At 43.9% G+C, this 18,503-nt stretch carries 18 protein-coding genes; 5 read left to right on the top strand and 13 right to left on the bottom strand.

All coding sequences use genetic code 11. The annotated features are described in order from the left end of the window. The 5 genes from J9317_RS01240 to J9317_RS01220 form a co-directional block, all read right to left on the bottom strand. Positions 1 to 258 carry a gas vesicle protein GvpG gene (locus tag J9317_RS01240; RefSeq protein ID WP_249291943.1) on the bottom strand — a complete coding sequence of 86 codons (258 nt, stop codon included), beginning with the start codon at positions 256 to 258 and terminating at the stop codon, positions 1 to 3. Further along, the gene (locus tag J9317_RS01235) at positions 255 to 992 is read right to left on the bottom strand and encodes a GvpL/GvpF family gas vesicle protein (protein WP_211555845.1); all 738 of its coding nucleotides are present in this window, start codon (positions 990 to 992) and stop codon (positions 255 to 257) included. Before J9317_RS01235 ends, J9317_RS01240 begins: the two co-directional genes overlap by 4 nt. Next, the gene (gvpO, locus tag J9317_RS01230) at positions 983 to 1,240 is read right to left on the bottom strand and encodes a gas vesicle protein GvpO (RefSeq protein ID WP_211555843.1); all 258 of its coding nucleotides are present in this window, start codon (positions 1,238 to 1,240) and stop codon (positions 983 to 985) included. Before gvpO ends, J9317_RS01235 begins: the two co-directional genes overlap by 10 nt. A 349-nt stretch (positions 1,241 to 1,589) precedes the next feature. Then, positions 1,590 to 1,745 carry a DUF1540 domain-containing protein gene (locus tag J9317_RS01225; RefSeq protein ID WP_211555841.1) on the bottom strand — a complete coding sequence of 52 codons (156 nt, stop codon included), beginning with the start codon at positions 1,743 to 1,745 and terminating at the stop codon, positions 1,590 to 1,592. Between the two features lie 114 nt (positions 1,746 to 1,859). Next, the gene (locus tag J9317_RS01220; RefSeq protein WP_211555839.1) at positions 1,860 to 2,504 is read right to left on the bottom strand and encodes an SDR family oxidoreductase; all 645 of its coding nucleotides are present in this window, start codon (positions 2,502 to 2,504) and stop codon (positions 1,860 to 1,862) included. Positions 2,505 to 2,853: 349 nt separating this feature from the next. Between J9317_RS01220 and J9317_RS01215 the strand changes: the two genes are divergently transcribed. Further along, a complete protein-coding gene (locus tag J9317_RS01215) occupies positions 2,854 to 4,086 on the top strand; it encodes an MDR family MFS transporter (protein ID WP_211555837.1) in 1,233 nt (410 codons plus the stop codon). A gap of 38 nt (positions 4,087 to 4,124) precedes the next feature. Here the strand turns inward: J9317_RS01215 and J9317_RS01210 are convergent, their stop codons facing one another. Beyond that, entirely contained in the window at positions 4,125 to 4,778 is a 654-nt protein-coding gene (locus tag J9317_RS01210) for an SDR family NAD(P)-dependent oxidoreductase (protein WP_211555834.1), read from the bottom strand. Positions 4,779 to 4,874: 96 nt separating this feature from the next. Continuing rightward, the gene (locus J9317_RS01205; RefSeq protein WP_211555832.1) at positions 4,875 to 6,941 is read right to left on the bottom strand and encodes a class I SAM-dependent methyltransferase; all 2,067 of its coding nucleotides are present in this window, start codon (positions 6,939 to 6,941) and stop codon (positions 4,875 to 4,877) included. A gap of 125 nt (positions 6,942 to 7,066) precedes the next feature. Between J9317_RS01205 and J9317_RS01200 the strand changes: the two genes are divergently transcribed. Together J9317_RS01200 and J9317_RS01195 are read left to right on the top strand one after the other, a co-directional pair. Beyond that, a complete protein-coding gene (locus tag J9317_RS01200) occupies positions 7,067 to 7,429 on the top strand; it encodes a DUF948 domain-containing protein (protein ID WP_211555830.1) in 363 nt (120 codons plus the stop codon). 218 nt (positions 7,430 to 7,647) lie between these two features. Next, entirely contained in the window at positions 7,648 to 8,979 is a 1,332-nt protein-coding gene (locus tag J9317_RS01195) for an FAD-dependent oxidoreductase (protein WP_211555828.1), read from the top strand. A 215-nt stretch (positions 8,980 to 9,194) separates the two neighbouring features. Here J9317_RS01195 and J9317_RS01190 read toward each other — a convergent pair whose 3' ends face one another. The 3 genes from J9317_RS01190 to J9317_RS01180 are packed head-to-tail and all read right to left on the bottom strand — an operon-like array spanning position 9,195 to position 11,588. Beyond that, on the bottom strand, positions 9,195 to 10,385 hold the full coding sequence (locus tag J9317_RS01190) for a methyl-accepting chemotaxis protein (RefSeq protein WP_211555825.1): 1,191 nt from the start codon (positions 10,383 to 10,385) through the stop codon (positions 9,195 to 9,197). Beyond that, on the bottom strand, positions 10,382 to 11,011 hold the full coding sequence (locus tag J9317_RS01185; RefSeq protein ID WP_347880545.1) for an ECF transporter S component: 630 nt from the start codon (positions 11,009 to 11,011) through the stop codon (positions 10,382 to 10,384). Before J9317_RS01185 ends, J9317_RS01190 begins: the two co-directional genes overlap by 4 nt. A gap of 25 nt (positions 11,012 to 11,036) precedes the next feature. Beyond that, positions 11,037 to 11,588, bottom strand: a complete 552-nt coding sequence (locus J9317_RS01180; protein ID WP_249291941.1) for a DICT sensory domain-containing protein — start codon at positions 11,586 to 11,588, stop codon at positions 11,037 to 11,039. Between the two features lie 252 nt (positions 11,589 to 11,840). Between J9317_RS01180 and J9317_RS01175 the strand changes: the two genes are divergently transcribed. After that, complete coding sequence (locus J9317_RS01175; RefSeq protein ID WP_211555821.1) at positions 11,841 to 13,076, top strand: glycosyl hydrolase family 28-related protein; 1,236 nt, start codon at positions 11,841 to 11,843, stop codon at positions 13,074 to 13,076. Positions 13,077 to 13,300: 224 nt separating this feature from the next. Here the strand turns inward: J9317_RS01175 and J9317_RS01170 are convergent, their stop codons facing one another. Together J9317_RS01170 and J9317_RS01165 are read right to left on the bottom strand one after the other, a co-directional pair. After that, positions 13,301 to 14,062, bottom strand: a complete 762-nt coding sequence (locus J9317_RS01170) for an ABC transporter ATP-binding protein (RefSeq protein WP_211555819.1) — start codon at positions 14,060 to 14,062, stop codon at positions 13,301 to 13,303. A 13-nt stretch (positions 14,063 to 14,075) separates the two neighbouring features. Continuing rightward, positions 14,076 to 15,953: an FtsX-like permease family protein gene (locus J9317_RS01165; protein WP_249291936.1), complete on the bottom strand. Its 1,878-nt coding sequence runs from the start codon at positions 15,951 to 15,953 to the stop codon at positions 14,076 to 14,078. 263 nt (positions 15,954 to 16,216) lie between these two features. On the opposite strand from J9317_RS01165, the gene hmpA reads away from it, so the two are divergent. After that, positions 16,217 to 17,395, top strand: coding sequence for an NO-inducible flavohemoprotein (gene hmpA / locus J9317_RS01160; RefSeq protein WP_211555817.1), 1,179 nt, complete (start codon positions 16,217 to 16,219; stop codon positions 17,393 to 17,395). A gap of 204 nt (positions 17,396 to 17,599) precedes the next feature. Here hmpA and J9317_RS01155 read toward each other — a convergent pair whose 3' ends face one another. Further along, a complete protein-coding gene (locus J9317_RS01155) occupies positions 17,600 to 18,265 on the bottom strand; it encodes a type 1 glutamine amidotransferase domain-containing protein (protein ID WP_211555815.1) in 666 nt (221 codons plus the stop codon). Between the last annotated feature and the right edge of the window lie 238 nt (positions 18,266 to 18,503).

The following is an 18,503-nucleotide window of genomic DNA, read 5'->3' as shown; positions in this document are numbered from 1 at the left end:
TTACACAGACTCATCATCCAGCAGCTTGCTCCACTGTCGTCTTTCCATGTCTTTTGCGCATTCATATCTTCTGATCCATTCTTCATATTGCCGCCTGTACTCATCTTCATGAATTTCATTTTTTTCATGCCTGAGCTCAAGCATCAGCAGGTTTTTCTGAATAATACCAACGTCATACAGTTGCTTATCTGCTTCTTCCTTTACTTTTTCAGCAGCTAGCAGGAACAGCTTCAGCGGCAATAACAGGACAGGCATCATGAGCTCTTCTCTGCTCTCAAATGAATATTAATGAAGTTATAAGGCGGCCATGGTCCCGTATAAACAAAATCAGCCTGGTCCTTGAATGTTTCGTACAGCTCTGAAACAAGTTCATCAAATGAATCCTCCTGCTCTCTTCTAATGAGATACGATCCGTTCAGCAGCATCGTTTCTGTCAAAATGTCATTCTGCCTGGAATCATCCGCAGCGTCATGAAGCTTTTGATGAATGCTCTCGTTAAATTGCTTTCTTAAAGAAAGAAAAAAACGTTCAGCAAGCTCTCCCTGTTTAATCCGGTCTTTATAAAGCGTGCTTTTAGCAGGCTTCACTTTTTTATCCAATTCCTGCGCCAGCCAATCTTTTTTCCCAATCACCTTCAGACCGACCTCTACTCTTCCTTTAAGGGATGGTAGAATCCCCTGAAGCTCGGGATAAAGACGCTTAAGCAGACCTTCTGCCTCTTTCAAAGAATGTACAATGTGCCCGAAGCTGAACGGAAAGACAGCCTCGCTGCCATCCATAAAGGATGTGATGACCTTTTGATGCAGAAGCAGATTTTCTTTCGATGGTCTTAACAGCAACGGAACCTGCGCGGCTGCCAGGAACAGATCCTTATACGGGATAATCAGCAATTCACGGTCCATTCCCTCAAAATAAATTCTCCTGTCCACTTCACAGTCCGGCCTTGCGGCAATGCAAAAAACGTACAGTCCTGCATCAGAAGTCAATCCCATTGGCCCGTCTCTCCACGGTGCTTCAAGTATTTTCGCGAATACGAGATGACCTCGTTTTGGCTGTTTAATTTCACATCGTACACTCCCACCATCTCATCCCGCGCATACTTTCTCATATACTCTTTTTCTTCAATGATTTCGACCAATGCGCGGAATCCCTCATCATCCGGTTCAACAGAAGGAATCTTATGAGGGGACGTAAGATATTCGCTAAAAAACTGTTCAATGGCTTCAAGCGTGTTTTTCAAGTGTTCCCATTCCTTTCATTTCTGCCTGTTTTTGTTAGATTTACCTGAATGCTCATTTTTATGAATTCATTTAAAAACGCAATAAAGGCTTCCGCTCGGCGGAAACCTTTTCAAAAAAGCTCTGTTAAACTTGGCTGTTGATTTCCGTTGCAGGCTTTCGCTTTCCGCGGGGCGGGCTGCTTGAGCCTCCTCGCCGCTTAGCGCCTGCGGGGTCTCACCTGTCCCGCTGCTCCCGCAGGAGTCTCAAGCCTTCCACTCCAATCAACAGGTGTGTAAAATCAACACCTTGCTTTAACATAGCCTTCAAAAAAAAGACAGCCCCTAAAAAAGGCTGTCCTTCTAATTGTCGTTATTTTTCAGGCTTAAATGTTTGGCAATCTGTTTCATGACTGGTTTCGGCTTTCGATCCCTTATGACTGACTACGTAGATTTGTGCAGCGCCGCACTTTCTGCCTTTTTCATTATAGACACAGTTGCCCACATCACATAACACGTCCTGAGCCACAGTTCACACCTCCCAAGCCATTTTTGAAGGTCTCATTTGCTTAGTACAACTATACCCGCTCACGACGAAAGCAAACAAAAAATACCAGGAAGCGGCTGCTCCCTGGCTCTCCTTTTAAATCGAGCGAATGGCTTCATCTATTGATGTGTCCCCGCTGATTAAATCAAAGGACTTCTTAAACGTGTGATTCTCTGCAAGCGATGCCGCAATCACCCTCGCCACATCCTCTCTAGGAATCGAACCGCGCTCGAGATTTTCTGCTGCTGAAACCTTTCCCGTCCCCGGCTCATTCAGCAATCCGCCCGGACGGACAATCGTATAATCCAAACCGCTCCGTTCAAGCTCCTTATCCGCATAGTGCTTCGCTGCATAATACGGAAGCAGCTGCTCATTCCAGTTTTCCCGGTTATGAGCCTGAAGCGCACTCACCATCACAAACCGCTGAACGCCAGTCTGTTTTGCGGCTTCAATCAGCTTTCCTGCCCCATCCAAATCAATGAGAAGCGTTTTATCTGAACCCGTACTTCCACCGGAACCGGCGGTGAATACAATCGCATCGCTGCCCTTCACCGCATTTTCAAGATCGGAAACCGTTCCCTCCAAATCAGCCAGCACCGTTTCAATCCCCTTCTCAGCAAAAGCATCCGCCTGCTCCTGCTTCCTCACCATTGCAATCGGAGTATGCTCCCCGCCGCTTTGAAGCAGCTCCACTACCTGCTTTCCAATCTGACCGTTTGCACCTGCTATGATTACTTTCATCTTGCATCTCTCCTTTCAGCTGTTCTTATCTTGTCCATATTGTTTCAAAAACGTGAATCTATTTCAAACATGCTGTTTGGGCGGGGTGTTAATTAAACGTTTGTTTAAGGCATGGGAGGGGTGGGGTGGGGGATGGTTTGTCTGACGATTTTGTCTGACGAACTCATTCTGCCCCCGTTTGTCTGATAACTCATTTCTCCACCCACAAACTCACTCTCTTATCGGTTTACTAGTCTATCTGCTTGCTCCTCTACAAATGTGACAAACCAAACTCTCCATCCAACGATGGATGACGGAAGCGATGACCTGGGATAAAATAGGATCAGAGAATGGAAAGGAAGTTTTTTACATGAATACATTGCGTATGGTTCATCCTATTGCCTGGAATATCATTATCGGAACTTTGTTCAGCCGAATGGCCACTTCGATGAGCATTCCTTTTCTGGCCATTTACCTGACTAGTGAAATGGGGGTTTCTGCTTCTGTAACAGGGGCGATTATTGCAGCGAGTTCTCTTGTGGGGATTGCAGCGAGTTTTTATGGAGGGTATTTATCTGATCGTTTTGGACAAAAGCCGGTTCTGCTTGTATCTATTTTCGCTTGGAGTCTCGTTTTTATCGGGTTTGCCCAGTCCTCTGCTGTATGGATGTTTTTTGTGATGAATATGCTGAACGGACTTTGCCGGGCCGTATTTGAGCCTACATCCAGGGCGATTCTCTCGGACGTGACAGAGGAGAAAAACCGGCTGGTTCTTTTCAATCTCCGCTATACAGCGATCAATGTCGGTGTCGTGTTCGGGCCGATTATCGGCCTTCAGCTTGGTTCTTCTACCTCCCTTTCTGCGTTTTATTATGCAGCGGGAGCCAGTCTGCTGTATGGATTGTCGCTTGTTTATATGCTATCCGTACATAAAATTGGAACACCTTCCACTGCGAAACCTATTGTAACGGTGAGGGAAGCATTCGGCGTGCTGAGAAAGGATACCGTTTTTCTGCTGGGACTGGTTGGAATTGTATTGTCTGTTGCAGGTTATTCCCAATTTAGTTCGACGCTGCCTCAGTTCTTTGCGATGTCGCCGAAAATCGAGAATGGAGCCCAATTTTTCTCCTTGATGCTAACGTTAAACGCAATTGTTGTCATCGTGTTTCAGTATCCGCTCATTCAGTTTGGGAAAAAGTACAGCCCTATTCTTTCGATTTTGGCTGGAAATCTGCTTGTTTCAATCAGCCTGCTGACTTTTAGTCTGACGGACAGTTTATTCGGGATTCTGGGAATCGTGGTTTTGTTCACGGTTGGGGAAGTATTGATGTTCTGCATGACGGATATGTTTGTGGATCAGCTTGCCAAACCGGGATTGAAGGGCTCGTATTTCGGCGCCATGGGCTTCACGGGGATCGGGAGTGTTATTGGCCCATTTGCAGGGGGCATTCTGCTTGACTCCTTCGGAACGACGCAGCCGATTCTTCTTTTTGGGGCTCTTGCGGTGATGACAGCGCTTGGTATTCCTATGCTTATAAAAGTACACATAATGAGCAGACGGAAAGCCGCTGTCACACCAATGCATGAATCTAAAAGTTATTAAAAAAAGCCGCCCGGCAATCGCTGAGGCGGCTTCTCTGATTATTCCCCTTCAAAAACAGCCTCAAGTTCCTTTTTTTCGGCATGCATCTGAAAGTATCTTTCTGCGATTTTTTCAGAGGAAAAGCTTGTTCCCTCTTGTACGAATCCTTTTATGGTCAGCGTTCCAACATATATTCCTTTTGGTTCAAGTTCCTGGCTCAGGCTATAGGCTAAATTCCGGATGCCCGCTTTCCCTATTGCCAACGAGGAATAATCCGCATAAGGATAAAGAGCAAGTCCTCCTCCTGTTAATAGGATCGATCCCCCGCCTGTTTTCTCCATGGCAGGAAGTACAGCCTTCACACTGGTTAATGCACCGCCAACACTCACGCTGAAGTCGCGAATCAAATCGCTGGCTGCTAAGCTTGTCGGCTTTCCGGGCGTTCCCGCGGCTGCATTATAGAGCAGCACATGGATGCTGCCAAACATTTCGATAGCAGCGGAAATTGCTGCTGATAAACTGTTCTCATTAGAAGCATCCCCCTGGAACCCTTTTGCTTCTACTCCATCTTCAGCAAGTTCGGATACATATTGGTCTAGCGCCTCTTTACGCCGGGCAATAAGGGCTACAGAGTATCCCTCTTTCCCAAATTTTTTTGCGGCTGCCATGCTGATTCCTTCGCCAGCCCCTACAATGATCATCGTTTTATTCATTGATTCCGCTCCCTTATTTGTATATACAACCATTACGTTTGTATATACAAATTAACACGATGAAAAAAGGATGTCAACTGCCCACCCTTTTCCAGCTTATTTTTTTTCAATAACGATAAAGCAGGTGCTGTCTGGAAGCCTGACAGGAATACCGTTTTCATCCGTTAGCTCTATTTTCTTCAGCAAATGCTCTTCATAGCCTTCCTGCAGATAATGTTCGAAGAGCAGAATTTCGGCTTCACTTCCGAGAGCAGTCTTTATAAACTCTTTAAATAACGTGGGTGTAAAGTAGCCAAATTGCTCCTGAATTTCATGCGGATAGGCTTCTTCTCCCCATGTATACGTGTAGAGGAATTCCATCGCATCGTTTACATTCAGGAGAACGGCATCCTCTCCAGCTAATGTATATTCAATCGCTCTCCCCTCAAAATCCTGTACATACCTTTTGAAAAAAGAAAGGCCCTTCGAATCTTTAAACCGAATGATTCTTTTTTGTTCCGCAGGTTCAGTCATGATGCCGTCCCGGATAATGATTCTCCCTTTTGGCCGAAGGGCTTTCAAGGAGCTTTTCAACGCTTGAGCGATGACGAGATGATTAAACTTTTTACCTTCGTAAGGAATGTAGGAAAACATTTCATGCAGGATGGAGGAGAAAACAATTGTGTCTGCACCTTCTTTTCCCACATAATGCTCGAGCTCCAATGCATCCCCTTGCATGACTTCCCATGCGGCCTGCTCTCTTTGCTTTTTCCTTTTCAGCTCTTCTACTACATTTACAGCAATATCAATTCCAATTATTTTAGCCTCTGGATGGTACTGGGTTAACAGATCGAGCATCACCCCGCCTCCCGGACCAATATCAATCATTGTTTCTCCTATTGCGTAATCGGCAATTTTTTTCTTGAAATCCTGCGAACTGTTCATATCGCTTAAATACGTTTGTTCGTTATTCAGTCTATCATATCCATCTTTCCTGAAATTGAACAAATCGTATAAAAGCACGATTGCCCGGTCATAGAGCGGAGATTTTTCAGCCTCCTGGCAAAACTCGATCAGCTTTTCGGCTGCGGCTGAAAAGGAGAAATAAATGCCCGCCATCTCCTCATGCTCGTTCAAAGCTGCGGAAATTAGCTGGACATGTTCATTCTCCGGCTGCTTTCCATTCAGAAGCTCTTCGATCGAATATTCATCAAGATAGGATTCTATAATTCTTTTTTTGTATACATTAACAGTCTTTCTTCCTTTATAGTCGTAATACAGTTCCTTCATCATTGGTTCAAAGGAAATCTGACTAAGAGCAGAATCCTGCGCCTGCTTCTCTGTTAGCAAGAATATCTTGATAAATTCCTCAAAACTGAAATCATACAGCGCGGCTTCCACATACCACATGTCGATCGTTTGAAAAAAAGCGTCCAGCCGGGGTTCAGCTAGAGGAATTTCCTTCACAAATTCTTTATAGACTGCTGCAAAGTCCTCTCCGAAAATGGCTGCATTGGTTCTAAGTCTTTTTATCCTCTCATAAAGGTTCTGCTCCCTGCTCGTTTCACCTGCGCAGATCCAAGTGATCACTTCTTTCATTTCCTCTTCAACAGATTTCCATATGCCGGGAGACACCCCTTCGATGATGCATTGGTTTAAGGCATATAAAATAGAGAACAAATCATTCTTGATTACATGTGTTAGAGGGAGGAGTGAAGCATATCGAACTTCTCCTCTTATGTATTGTCCCGCTAATCCGTGAGTCAGGATGAGGAGGTATATTAGTTCTTCCCGTTCACGATCCCGTTTTGATTCCGGCAGCTTTTCCATTTCGGAAGCATAAATTTGCGCAGATCCAATATTGTGTATGGCAAGCTGATAGCCCTTTTTCAGCCATTCACGCCTTTGGTGGGGAAGGCCGCATTTAGCTGTTTCACTCCAGATGAGGACTTCTTCCACTGCTTGTTTTTGGTATTCCGGAAGATGCAAGCCATCAAGCGTGATGAGCGTTCTTTCCACATACTCCAGTACAGGGTTTTCTGTCATATGCTCAAGCGAGTCAATTTGTTCAAGATTCACATTTTTCTCTTTCGTCAGGGTTAGGAATTTCAGCCACTTGTGCTCCCGAAGCAGCAGAGTATTCCCTGATTTAAGCTGGTTGATCGCGTTTAATGATGAAAGCACGGAATCCGCTCCTCTTTTCTATTCTTTAACCACTCTATCATACTCTAAATATTCCAATACCCGGAAATGGAATGTCCTTACGACTACGCTCATAGAATGAGAGTATACGAAGGGAGCTGGTCCGGATGCTTGAATGGAGTGCGGCTATTGCTGCGGTGGCCTTTACGATTCTCGTTGTTTTCCTGATTATGACGCTGCGCAAGGTGATGGTTACTCTCGCTGAGACCAAGAAAACGTTATCGGATGCCAGGAGTGCTGTGAACGGTCTGACGGAGGAAGCGGAGGAACTGATTCACACCGCTAATCAAATTTCAGTTGATGTAAAAGGGAAGGTCAAAGCGGTGGATCCTCTGATTGAATCTGTGCATGATGTTGGCGAGGTTATTCAGAACGTTACAAGTTCAGTAAAAAGAGCAACTGCTCAAAATTCGAAGCCAAAGACGATTCATATGCAGGAAAGCAAGCCTGTTCAAATTAAATTGAAATAGCAAATGAGGCCGGGATGAGACGGCCTCTTTTTATTATCAAGTCCTTCCAGCTCATTCTTGCCGAATCCACTTTGAAAATTTTAATTTGTCTTTTTTGTGAAATACTTCACAATATGTTGCATTTTCAATTAAGCGGAGTATACTGAAGGTAAGTCATGTGAAGCAATTCACATATACTTGTGAATTGCTTCACAAAACATATTAGGAGGTCTTTTCTAATGAAAGTTATTGTTATTGGATGTACACACGCTGGTACTGCAGCCGTTTCAAATATGAAAAAACAATACCCTGAAGCAGAGATTACCGTTTACGAGAAAAATGATAATGTGTCCTTCCTTTCCTGCGGAATAGCGCTATATGTAGGCGGAGTTGTAGAAAAAGCGGAGAGCTTATTCTACTCTTCACCAGAACAGCTAGCCGATCAGGGCATCCATATGAAATTAAAACACGAAGTGACCAATATCGATCGTCACGGAAAAGAAATCACAGTAACCGATATGAAGACAGGTGAATCCTTTAAGGATTCTTACGATAAACTAGTTATCACAACCGGTTCATGGCCAGTCGTTCCTCCGCTGGAAGGCATTCAGCTAAATAACATTCAGCTTTGCAAAAATTACTCCCATGCTAAAACAATCATTGAGAAATCAAAGAATGCCAAAAACATTACAGTTGTCGGTGCAGGCTACATCGGAATCGAACTTGTAGAGGCGTTTGAGCATTATGGGAAAAATGTGACGCTGATTGATGGAGAAGAACGGATTTTAAACAAGTACCTGGATCCTGAATATACGAATCAGATTGAGAGTACGCTTGCTGCTAAAGATATAACTCTTGCCCTCGGACAAACCGTAACGCGTTTCGAAGGTACTGACGGCAGCGTTTCGAAAGTCATTACATCCAAAGGTGAGTACGAAGCAGACCTTGTCATCCTCTGCATCGGCTTCAAGCCGAATACTGGTCTTTTAAAAGGCGAAGTTAACATGCTTTCTAACGGGGCAATTATTGTGGATGAATATATGAGAACGAGTGATGAAAGCATCTTTGCTGCAGGCGACAGCTGTGCAATCCGCTACAACCCGACAAAACAGCCAGCTTACATTCCGCTTGCAACCAACGCAGTCCGGATGGGCACTCTTGTTGCGAAAAATATTATGAAGCCGACGGTCCGCTATATGGGAACACAAGGTACATCAGGGATTAAAATTTATGACCTGAACATCGCCTCCACAGGTGTAACCGAAACCGCGGCCTCTCATTTAAATATGAATGTGAAATCCATCACAATCAAAGAAAACGACAAGCCTGAATTCATGCCTGAATACAATGAAATCATGTTGAAAGTAGTTTATGAGGAAGAAACGAACCGCATCGTCGGCGCTCAAGTAATGTCAGAAACTGATGTAACCCAAGCCGTCAACACTCTCTCTGTCTGCATTCAAAATGAGATGACGATTGATGAACTCGGCTTCGTCGACTTCTTCTTCCAGCCTCACTATAACAAGCCTTGGAACTTTCTAAACCAGGCAGGACTTCAAGCTATTGGCTAAGCCAGGGGATTCCCTGGCTTTTTTATTTATGCTCTCTTAAAGCGCCCTGTTGGCTGGATTGGAAGGCGTGTGATTTCTGCGGGTCAAGCTGGTCAAGGAAGGCCTTGCAGACGGAAAAACAAAATCTTTTCAATAGCCAAAAAGCGCCCGGGGTAAAGACTTGATTGCTGGTGAAAAATAAATACTTCAGGACTTCTCAAACTGAGGAGTCCTTTTTATTTTGCCTCCTCTAGCTCATCCCTTTCTCTTATAACGGCAGGACGGATCCAGGCCACATTTTCATGGACACCGGTTTGTTCTTTTAACTTCTCCTGGATTGCCTGAATGTGCTCCTTGATGGTAGAGGCCGTCATCTCCAGTTCCATTAAATGGGATTGCTGCTCCATTGTAATCTCAGCAGATCCCTCAGTCCTCATGCTTAACTTTTCAGTCAGTTCCAGAATCTCATTCATCCGGTCGATTAGAAGCTGATTCTCCATTTCCACTTCGGCTGAGTCTCTTTGCACTTCATTTGACTGCTCCGCCAAATGATCAACAGCCGTCATGACTTCTTTAAATATCCCGTCCATTTCATGGCCTTTTTCTCTTCCTTCTTGAAGAATCTCCTGATTCAAATCAAAGGCCGTTTCCTGTGACAGGATGCTTTTGTGCACATCTTCTACGATCAATTCAATGGCAATCGCACTTTCCTTTACCTGAGCCGAAAGTTTGCGGATTTCATCGGCCACAATCCCGAATCCGGCTCCATGTTTCCCTGCTCTTGCCGCTTCAATCGCTGCATTCAGTGCAAGAAGGTTCGTTTGATTGGCTATATAATCAATAGAACTTAATGCTTTGGTTACTTCTCTCATTTTTACAACAAGCGACTGATTATAGGCTGCGAATTCATCCGAAATTGTCACAATCCTTGAGAAAACCTGGCTGAAAGCTGCAGCTTTTTGTATTCCGCTTTTTGATAAAACGGTGACATCCGCTGCTGTATGAGAGGTTACTTCAATAATTGAATCCAAATTTTGAATCATCCCGTTAATTTTACCTAAGCGGTCACCGAATACTTGGATAATCTCTTTTTGGGAATTAATATCCTGGACCATCTCCATAAGCTGTGTACCCACCTGTTCTGAAGACGCACTCACCTGAGAGTTCATCAATTGAAGATGTCCCCCATGAGCTTCCAGGTGCCTTAATTCCTCTAGTGAACCCACAAACGGAGTTTCCGCCACCGGTTCTTCCGCTTCTTTGGCAGGTACTGACTTTTTTCTAAAAAGGAAGACAAACAGCAAACCGGTCATGACCGCCGTACCAGCCAAGGATGCAGCGAAAGACATCACGAAATAATGATAAAACGTAAGAACAATAGCAAAGAGTGATCCTCCTGCGATCATCGGTATTCTTGATTGCATCATATTGCAAAGCTCCTTTTTTGCAGAATCCGAACAAGCTTGAAAGTAAACGGAATGCCAATCAAGTAGACCATTGAGATTTTTATGAGGTTATAGGGCAGGATGACGAACAGCACTGCCGTCCTCATATCTTTTACCATTGGATTGAACTGGGAAAAAGATGCTGTATACTCTACAGCATTTAAACCGAGAAGATTCATAATGGACGGCAGAATAAAATAGTAGTTAACTGCGTACATCGCCGCTAAAAAAATAAGAATGGAGATGCCATAGCTCGTCCAGTCCAGTTTTTTACGGTAGAAATAAAACAATCCAATCAATCCTGCAATTAGAGATCCGGATATAAAATTGGCAAATTGACCTACCGGAAAACCTACATAGCTGCCATGCAGCACATACTCCACAATGTTCTTTACAAGCTGAACCAAAATCCCTGCCAAAGGCCCCATTGTAATTGCGCCAATCAGCGCTGGAATATCACTTAGGTCGAGAGTAAGAAATGGCGGGAAAAATGGAAGTGGAATTTTAAAATAATACAATAGCATGCTGCATGAAGCCAGAATGGCAATGGAGGTCATTCTTTGTGTTTTGGACATGGTATTAAGCTCCTTTAATTTAGGAAAAGACAGCTTCGTAAGCTGTCTTTTCTATCATTTATACGGTCGTCGTTTCTTTAACATGTGGTGCAAGGAGACTCACTGCCTGTTTGACTACAGCAGGGCTGGAGCTTTTGATTCCTTTGAATTTACGGCTCTCTTCTACTTCATGCTGCCCGAAGCCTTCCATATCAAACGCTACCATCATCGACTTAAACATCGGCGAATCAATTACGAGGAACCATTCTCTCATTAACTCGGCTTTAGGAGGCAATGCGATATAGTCAATTCCATCTGCCGGATCCATGTCTGCATCATTTTCTCCGAATATATGAACTTGAGAAAATTCCGTCATCGCTTGAAAACGATCGAGTACATTTTTCGCACGGGAAAACTTCTGAAAACCAGCGTATACATTTCCTTTAAGCTTTTTGGTTAAAACCATATTTTCCATCATCAAGCACATGTACTCAAGCTGCGGAACACTCGTTTCGTATTTTAAGGATTGTGCATTCAGCCTTGACAGAGGGGCATTTTCCAGCCGTTCTGTTTCGCCTTCTACCGCTCCGAAACATTCTTGAAAAAGAGACAATTTTTGCAATGTCATCATTATATTCCTCCTCAAATCCTCTAAAATAGGTCTATTTATCTAATTAAATAGTATTATAAACTATAAAAAAAATTAAATCCATTTCCAATGTTCTGGTCTTTTAGTTCTATTTTCCGCGACTTACTAAAAGCATTCAATAAGCGATTAAACCTATTAAGGAAAATAGCCCCCACTTCCTAAGACCAAGTTTGGTTTCGCCTTGCAGGGGAATGAGTTAAAGTGGAAGAGGAAGTATGGTAAGGAGGGCTTTTGGTGAAAAAGAAAGCAGGGCTTGTGGTCTTGGCCGTTTCCATTCTTTTTTTGATTATCATGGTTTTGCAAAAGGATGATGAAAAAAGCACGGACTTCATCAATGTTAAAAAATATGGTGCTGTTGGAGACGGGGTCAAGGATGATACAAAAGCCATTCAAAAGGCATTAAGGGACGGAACCCATAAAAAAGTGTTTTTTCCAAAGGGAAAGTATAAGGTGAGCGATGACTTGACCGTAAAAGGAAATACAGAGGTTTACGGAGATCACGCTCGCATCTTTGCTGACTTCGGGTTAGCATCCGTTTTCCGAATAAAAGGCGACCATGTACATATTCACGATCTGACAGTGGATGGTAAGGCGAAGGCGCTGAGAGGCATTACCGTCGAGGCCGGTTCTTCCTATGCCCATATTTCAAAAAGCATACTTCAAAATTTCAATCAGCCTGAGGAACCTAAGAAACTGTCCCGGCAAACCGTAAGTGCTGTGAGGATTGAGGGCGGTACAAATCATACTACATTAGATGAAAGCAGAATTTTTAATGTAATGGCCCGAAACCCGATCGAGGGCTGGGATCATCATGTATCACGCGGTGTTCTGATCAGCCCGGCTTCAAAGGAACAGTCAGCTGCGAAAAACGTGACGATTTCCAACTCCTCCTTCTCAAGCATCGGACCGAAGGATGACGGAGATGGAATTGTCGTTCAGGGATTTAAAGAAAAAGTGAACGTGAACATCCTTGCCAACACCTTTACCAATATCCATAAAAGAGCCATTAAAATACAGTCTCCAGGAGCTGTGATCAAAAAGAATATCATTTACAACAGCTTCCGGAAAAACAACTACTACACCACCTACTACGATCCAAAAAAATATGATATGTGGGCCGCGATTTCAGTTTACGCCGACCATACGGTTATTCAGCAGAACTCCATCAGCGGTGCCGGAGATTATGGAAGAATCATCGATGTCGCCAATGCAAGCCATGTTAAAATCGACTCGAATTATATACAGAATGGCAGCAGGGCCAATTACGCCGACTCCTCTGTGGTATCGATTACATCCGAGACAAAACGGGATGCTGCAAACATCACTGTTTCCAACAACACCCTTGCAAATGGACGTTATGGCATCTTCGCCGGCAAAAACATTAAAGGCGTCAAGGTCCTAAACAATCGGCCGATCAATGTAGCGGACTATCAGAATAAAGCATTGAAGGAAACATTGAAGGAAAGCTAAAAAGACAGCCTGCGGGCTGTCTTTTTGAGTATGATTTATTAAAATGGTGAATGCCTGGATCATAAACGCCTGTTGAACTAGAGGTTATGATGAATTTTAGTTTATTTATGATGAATTTTTCGCATTTATGATGAATTTCCAATGGTTTATGATGAAATTTTCATATTTATGATGAATTTTCAAAGGTTTATGATGAAAAACTGGTTTCGAACTTCTTCTCAACTCTAAAAGCTTACTGCTGGTTCCCCGGCCTCCTCTTCCATTTGAGAAAGAACCTTAATAATTTTCTTATAAAACTGCTCCTTGCTTTCCCCCCTCTTCAATTCGTTATGAAGCTTTCCGTCCTTGATGAAAACGATGCGGTCACAGTAGCTTGCGGCGGAAGCATCGTGTGTAACCATCATCATGGTAGCTCCTGCTTCTTTATTGATTGATTCCATGATTTCAAGGACATCTCTTGCTGATTTCGAATCCAGATTCCCTGTTGGTTCATCCGCCAAAATCAGTTTCGGCTGATAGATAATCGCCCGTGCGATTGCCGTTCTTTGAGCCTGTCCGCCGGAAATTTCATAGGTTCGTTTATTTAAAATAGGAGCGATTCCGAGTTTTTCTGCAATCCTCTCAGCCTTCTCATTCATTTCCTTCACTCTCATGCCATCGAGTGTGAGACTCAGGACGATGTTTTCCTTCACAGTGAGAGTCGGCAGGAGATTAAAATGCTGAAAGATAAATCCAAGCTCCCGTCTCCGGAACAGCGCCAGCTCTTTGGACGATAAGCGGTTTGGATTCTTGCCATCAATTAAAATCTCGCCGGATGTGGGGGAATCGATTGTTGACACCATGTTCAAAAGCGTTGTTTTCCCGCTTCCCGATGGACCCATCACTCCAATGAACTCTCCCTGCTGAACGGTCAGATCAATTTTGGAAAGCGCCCGATAGGAAACCTTCCCTTCATACACCTTCGAAACATTTTTCACTTCAAGCATATTAGCTCCTCCTTTAAATGGCTTGCTTCACTTTACTTACATAACCCATGCGAATGACAAGGAAGTAAACAGTCTGTATCAGCATGAAGCTTCCAAGCACCATTGTAATTTCCATCCAAATTCTCGTACCGAACATATTGCCAAGCGCAATCAGCGCGACAAATCCGTGTGCAGCTGCTACCCCCGCGGGAACGAAAAACAGCAGCGACATTTGAACGGTTACAATTTTCTTCATTTCCTTGTCGGTCAATCCGATTTTTGAAATCGCCTGATATTTTTTCACATCCCCTTCGAAATCGGCATAGAGGCGGAAATAAAGGAAGCTTCCGGCAGCTGCGAAGAAAACAAATCCGATAAACAGTCCGACAAATAAAAAGATATTGATTGATTGTGTCACTTGTTCAATCTGTACAGCTGACGATGTAAAAAGAAAGGCTGGATCCTCTTTCTGACTGAAGGCCAGTTCAAGCTTTTTCCCGGCAGCAAGTGTGGCAGAGGGATTTTCTGTCCGATACGCTGTGTAGGATTTTTCATCTGCTTTTATTGCAGCAAACTGCTGGTCCGGCAGGATGACCAAGTCTCCGGCAAACAAACCCATGGAGAAAAGCAGTTTATTCAATACTTGCGGTTTGGCTGCTCCAAAAACTCCATCGATTTTTACCGGCTCCGGCTGCTGCTTCTGACTCAGACCCCGCGGGTACAGAAGGTCATCCTGCATAATAGCGGTCTCCCCTTCTTGAAGGGAAAGCTTCGGTTCTTCCCACAGAGCGGCCGCACGATTGTAATCGGTCTGTCCCATAAACGTATAGGCCTGATTTTCATCATTAAGCTGTTTATAGGCAACGCTCAGTTTTTCATAAACCGATCCCTTCAGCCCATTCTCAATTTGGCTGATCCGCTCGGCTTTTTTTTGATCCTTTGCAGTCGATTGATAGACGAACGTATAAGGCTGCTGCTGCGTCACTCCGTTTGTCATCAGCGCCCGGAAACCGACAAGCGTACCAATCGCAGCAAAGGCAACCGTCGAGACAATCGAGACGATAAAAAACATCCGAGCGTTGTCCTTCATTCGATAGGAAAGGTCTGAAAAAGTCACGATATTCGTCCGCTTCAAATAGATGCGCTCATTCTTTTTCAGCCTTAAAATGATCCAGACACTGGCTTGCGTGAACAGGAAATACGTACCGATGACAACCGCGATCGTAACGGGAATCATCGCAGTTACCACCATGACTCCCTTCGCAGCAATGGCCGCTGCATATCCTCCGAGAACCAGAATAGCCGCAAGCCCTGTCCGGATTTTAGATGCCTTCGGTTCTGGTCTCGGTTTTTCAGTGCCTGTCAGCAAATCAATCAGCTTATTTCCTTTCAGGACGGCTGCAGTGAAAGACGAAATGATTAAAAATAAAATAGTAAAGGCCGTTAATGTCAGAGCAATGGCGCTTTGAGGAAAATAAAACGGCAGGCTCGGAGTAAGTCCGATGACAGACGATCCGAGCATCAGCAGCCCCTTTGATGCAAGCAGTCCAGCTCCTATTCCAGATAAAACGGAAAGCATGCCGATGATCATATTTTCCAGAAAAACGAGCTTTCTCAGCTGAAGCTTCGTCATCCCATGCATAATTAGGAGCCCGAACTCTTTTTTCCTTGTTTTCAGAAACGTACTCATGGAATACAAAATGAAAAAGAACGTAAACACATAAATAATCGATTCGGCAAAATGCATTCCTGTAGAAGCATCTCTTAGCCTCGCAGCAGTTAATTCCGGATGAAACGCAAGAACAGCATAAGTAAAAAATACAAACACAGAGAAGGCACTGCTCAAAAAATAGGCGGCATACGTCCTCCAATTGCGGAGAACGTTATTCAGCGCCAGCTTGCGAAAGGTCAAAATGAACACTCCCTATAATCTTATTTGTGTTAACTGTATTACTACAAATAGTACAATTAGTACATTAGAATATTTTCCTTATGCTGTCAATATGAAAATTGGAAAACTGTGAAAAAATGACTTACCCTTCCATATTTCACCTAATTGTCATAGGTTTGTGTCAGTTGTTTTAAAGATGTATTTACAATATTGTTTTAATCTATTTACAAGAGTATTTTTAAGATGTATTAAAAATACTTGTTTATAAAGGAGAGCAGATTCTCATGCTAAGCGAAAAAACCAAATATATTGTTAAATCTACCGTACCTGTTTTAATCCAACATGGAACAGCCATTACATCCTGCTTTTACAAAAACATGTTTCACGATCATCCTGAACTATTAAACTTATTCAATCAATCGAATCAAAAGCAGGGAAGACAGCAGAAAGCACTTGCTCAAGCTGTACTTGCAGCCGCTGCGAACATCGACAATCTTGAGGTAATTTTGCCCGTCGTCAAGCAGGTAGGACATAAGCACAGGAGTCTCGGAGTAAAGAAAGAACATTACCCGATTGTAGGAAAATATTTATTAGAAGCAATGAAGGAGGTTTTAGGTGATCAAGCAACAGACGAAGTCATTTCTGCATGGGGAGAAGCCTATGGAGTCATTGCTGGAGTTTTCATTGGAGAAGAAGAGGAAATGTATTACCAAGCTGAAAATCAAGATGGCGGCTGGAGCGGTTTCAAGACCTTTAAGATTGCAAATAAGGTGGAAGAAAGTGACGTTATTACCTCCTTCTACTTAACCCCGGCTGATCACCAATCCCTTCCGGATTTTCTGCCGGGACAGTATATTTCAGTCAGAGTCAAACCTGACGGAGATGCTTTCTGGCATAACAGGCAGTACAGTTTATCAAATGCGCCCGGCACCGGAACCTTTAGAATATCAGTTAAAAAAGAACAGCTAGGAACGGTATCCGGCTTCCTCCATAATCAATTGAACATTGGGGATTTCATTGAGGTCAGTGCACCCGCTGGAGATTTCACCCTCGTTGATAACGGTACGGAGCCCATTACCTTTTTAAGCGGTGGAGTAGGAGTGACTCCATTCATCAGCATGCTGAACGATCTTGCAAAAAAAGACCCGGAACGGAATGTGCAGTTTATCCACGCAGCCCAAAATGAACAGGTTCATGCTTTTAAGAAGGAAGTAAATAACCTAATAGAAAGCATGACAAATGCGGAGGCTGCTGTTTTCTATGAGAATACGGATGGAAGACTTTCATTCGAACAGCTCCAGCGAATCCTTCTTACGAAAAAAGGAGACTTCTATGTGTGCGGGCCTGTTCCATTTTTGAAGGCGATGCTTGAAGCTTTATCACTGCTGGGTATTAAGGAAAACAGGATTCATTATGAGTTTTTTGGGCCGGCTGTGGATTTGAGCCAGCCGCAGGCTGTATGAAGACGAAAACCGGAGATCCATTTCTCCGGTTTTTCATTCTTGTACTGATTGAATTTGTTCCTTGTCTTCACTAACTTTTCCGTGCACCTGCCACTTATAAACCACAATCCCCGCCTCTTATTAAAAAACAGGAAGGATTGGTTTGCATATGTCCTTCGGCTGCAAAAAAAGACCCCTTGCTGTGCAAGAGGTCTTGATTTCTTCTTAGCTCAATTGTTTAATAACTTCTTTTGCCACGCTGATTGTGGACTGCGGATTTTGGCCTGTGATCAGGTTCCCATCCGCTTGAAGATGATCCGTCCAATTATCTTTTGTCACAACGTTCGCACCAAGCTCGCGAAGACGTGTTTCAAGCAGGAATGGCATGTATTGATCCAATGTCGTTTCTCTTTCTTCTTCATCTGTGAAAGCTGTTACCGTTTTGCCGGCTACAAGAGGTGTTCCGTCAGAAAGCTTCACGCCAACAAGACCAGCCGGACCGTGGCAAACAGCTGCCACGATTTTATCCGCTTCATACATATCGCGGACAATTTCATGAAGCTTAATGTTGTCCGGAAGGTCGAACATCGTACCGTGTCCGCCGGGCATGAAGACCGCATCGAATACAGACAGGTCCTCAATGTCCTCAAGCTTCACAGTGTTTTCCAGATATTTCGCTGTATCCAGAATTTCCTGCGAAGTTTCTCCGCCTTCCAGACTGCGGTCGTCAACCGGAGCTTTTTTCCCAAGCGGGCTTGCAACCGTTACTTCATATCCGAGTTTTGCAAACTCTACGTACGCTTCTCCGAACTCTGAAAGCCACAAGCCTGTGCTGTGACCATTATTCATTTTGTCAGCCGTTGTTACGACCATTAATATATGTTTCGCCATGATTTGGTTCCTCCTCATGTGAATGGTTGAATTTGTTTTACAGACCCTATTCTAGTCCCATCTGATCCATAATACAAATTAGAAAATCGCAGAGTATGTATAAGGAATTTTATAAATATAAAGGCTCTGTCAAATTTGGCTTGTTGATTTCCGCTGCAGACGCTCGCTTTCCGCGGGGCGGGCGGTGAGCCTCCTCATCGCCAGGCGCTTGCGGGGTCTCACCTGTCCCGCTGCTCCC

This window comes from Metabacillus flavus (assembly GCF_018283675.1).
Lineage (GTDB): Bacteria > Bacillota > Bacilli > Bacillales > Bacillaceae > Metabacillus_B > Metabacillus_B flavus.
This window is presented reverse-complemented; position numbering and strand designations above follow the sequence as displayed.

Coding starts and splice junctions, on each gene's coding strand:
- hmpA (WP_211555817.1), top strand. CDS start 16,217: ATGCTAAGCGAAAAAACCAAATATATTGTTAAATCTACCGTACCTGTT.
- J9317_RS01195 (WP_211555828.1), top strand. CDS start 7,648: ATGAAAGTTATTGTTATTGGATGTACACACGCTGGTACTGCAGCCGTT.
- J9317_RS01235 (WP_211555845.1), bottom strand. CDS start 992: ATGGGATTGACTTCTGATGCAGGACTGTACGTTTTTTGCATTGCCGCA.
- J9317_RS01155 (WP_211555815.1), bottom strand. CDS start 18,265: ATGGCGAAACATATATTAATGGTCGTAACAACGGCTGACAAAATGAAT.
- J9317_RS01220 (WP_211555839.1), bottom strand. CDS start 2,504: ATGAAAGTAATCATAGCAGGTGCAAACGGTCAGATTGGAAAGCAGGTA.
- J9317_RS01215 (WP_211555837.1), top strand. CDS start 2,854: ATGAATACATTGCGTATGGTTCATCCTATTGCCTGGAATATCATTATC.
- J9317_RS01240 (WP_249291943.1), bottom strand. CDS start 258: ATGATGCCTGTCCTGTTATTGCCGCTGAAGCTGTTCCTGCTAGCTGCT.
- J9317_RS01210 (WP_211555834.1), bottom strand. CDS start 4,778: ATGAATAAAACGATGATCATTGTAGGGGCTGGCGAAGGAATCAGCATG.
- J9317_RS01200 (WP_211555830.1), top strand. CDS start 7,067: ATGCTTGAATGGAGTGCGGCTATTGCTGCGGTGGCCTTTACGATTCTC.
- J9317_RS01170 (WP_211555819.1), bottom strand. CDS start 14,062: ATGCTTGAAGTGAAAAATGTTTCGAAGGTGTATGAAGGGAAGGTTTCC.
- J9317_RS01180 (WP_249291941.1), bottom strand. CDS start 11,588: ATGATGACATTGCAAAAATTGTCTCTTTTTCAAGAATGTTTCGGAGCG.
- J9317_RS01190 (WP_211555825.1), bottom strand. CDS start 10,385: ATGATGCAATCAAGAATACCGATGATCGCAGGAGGATCACTCTTTGCT.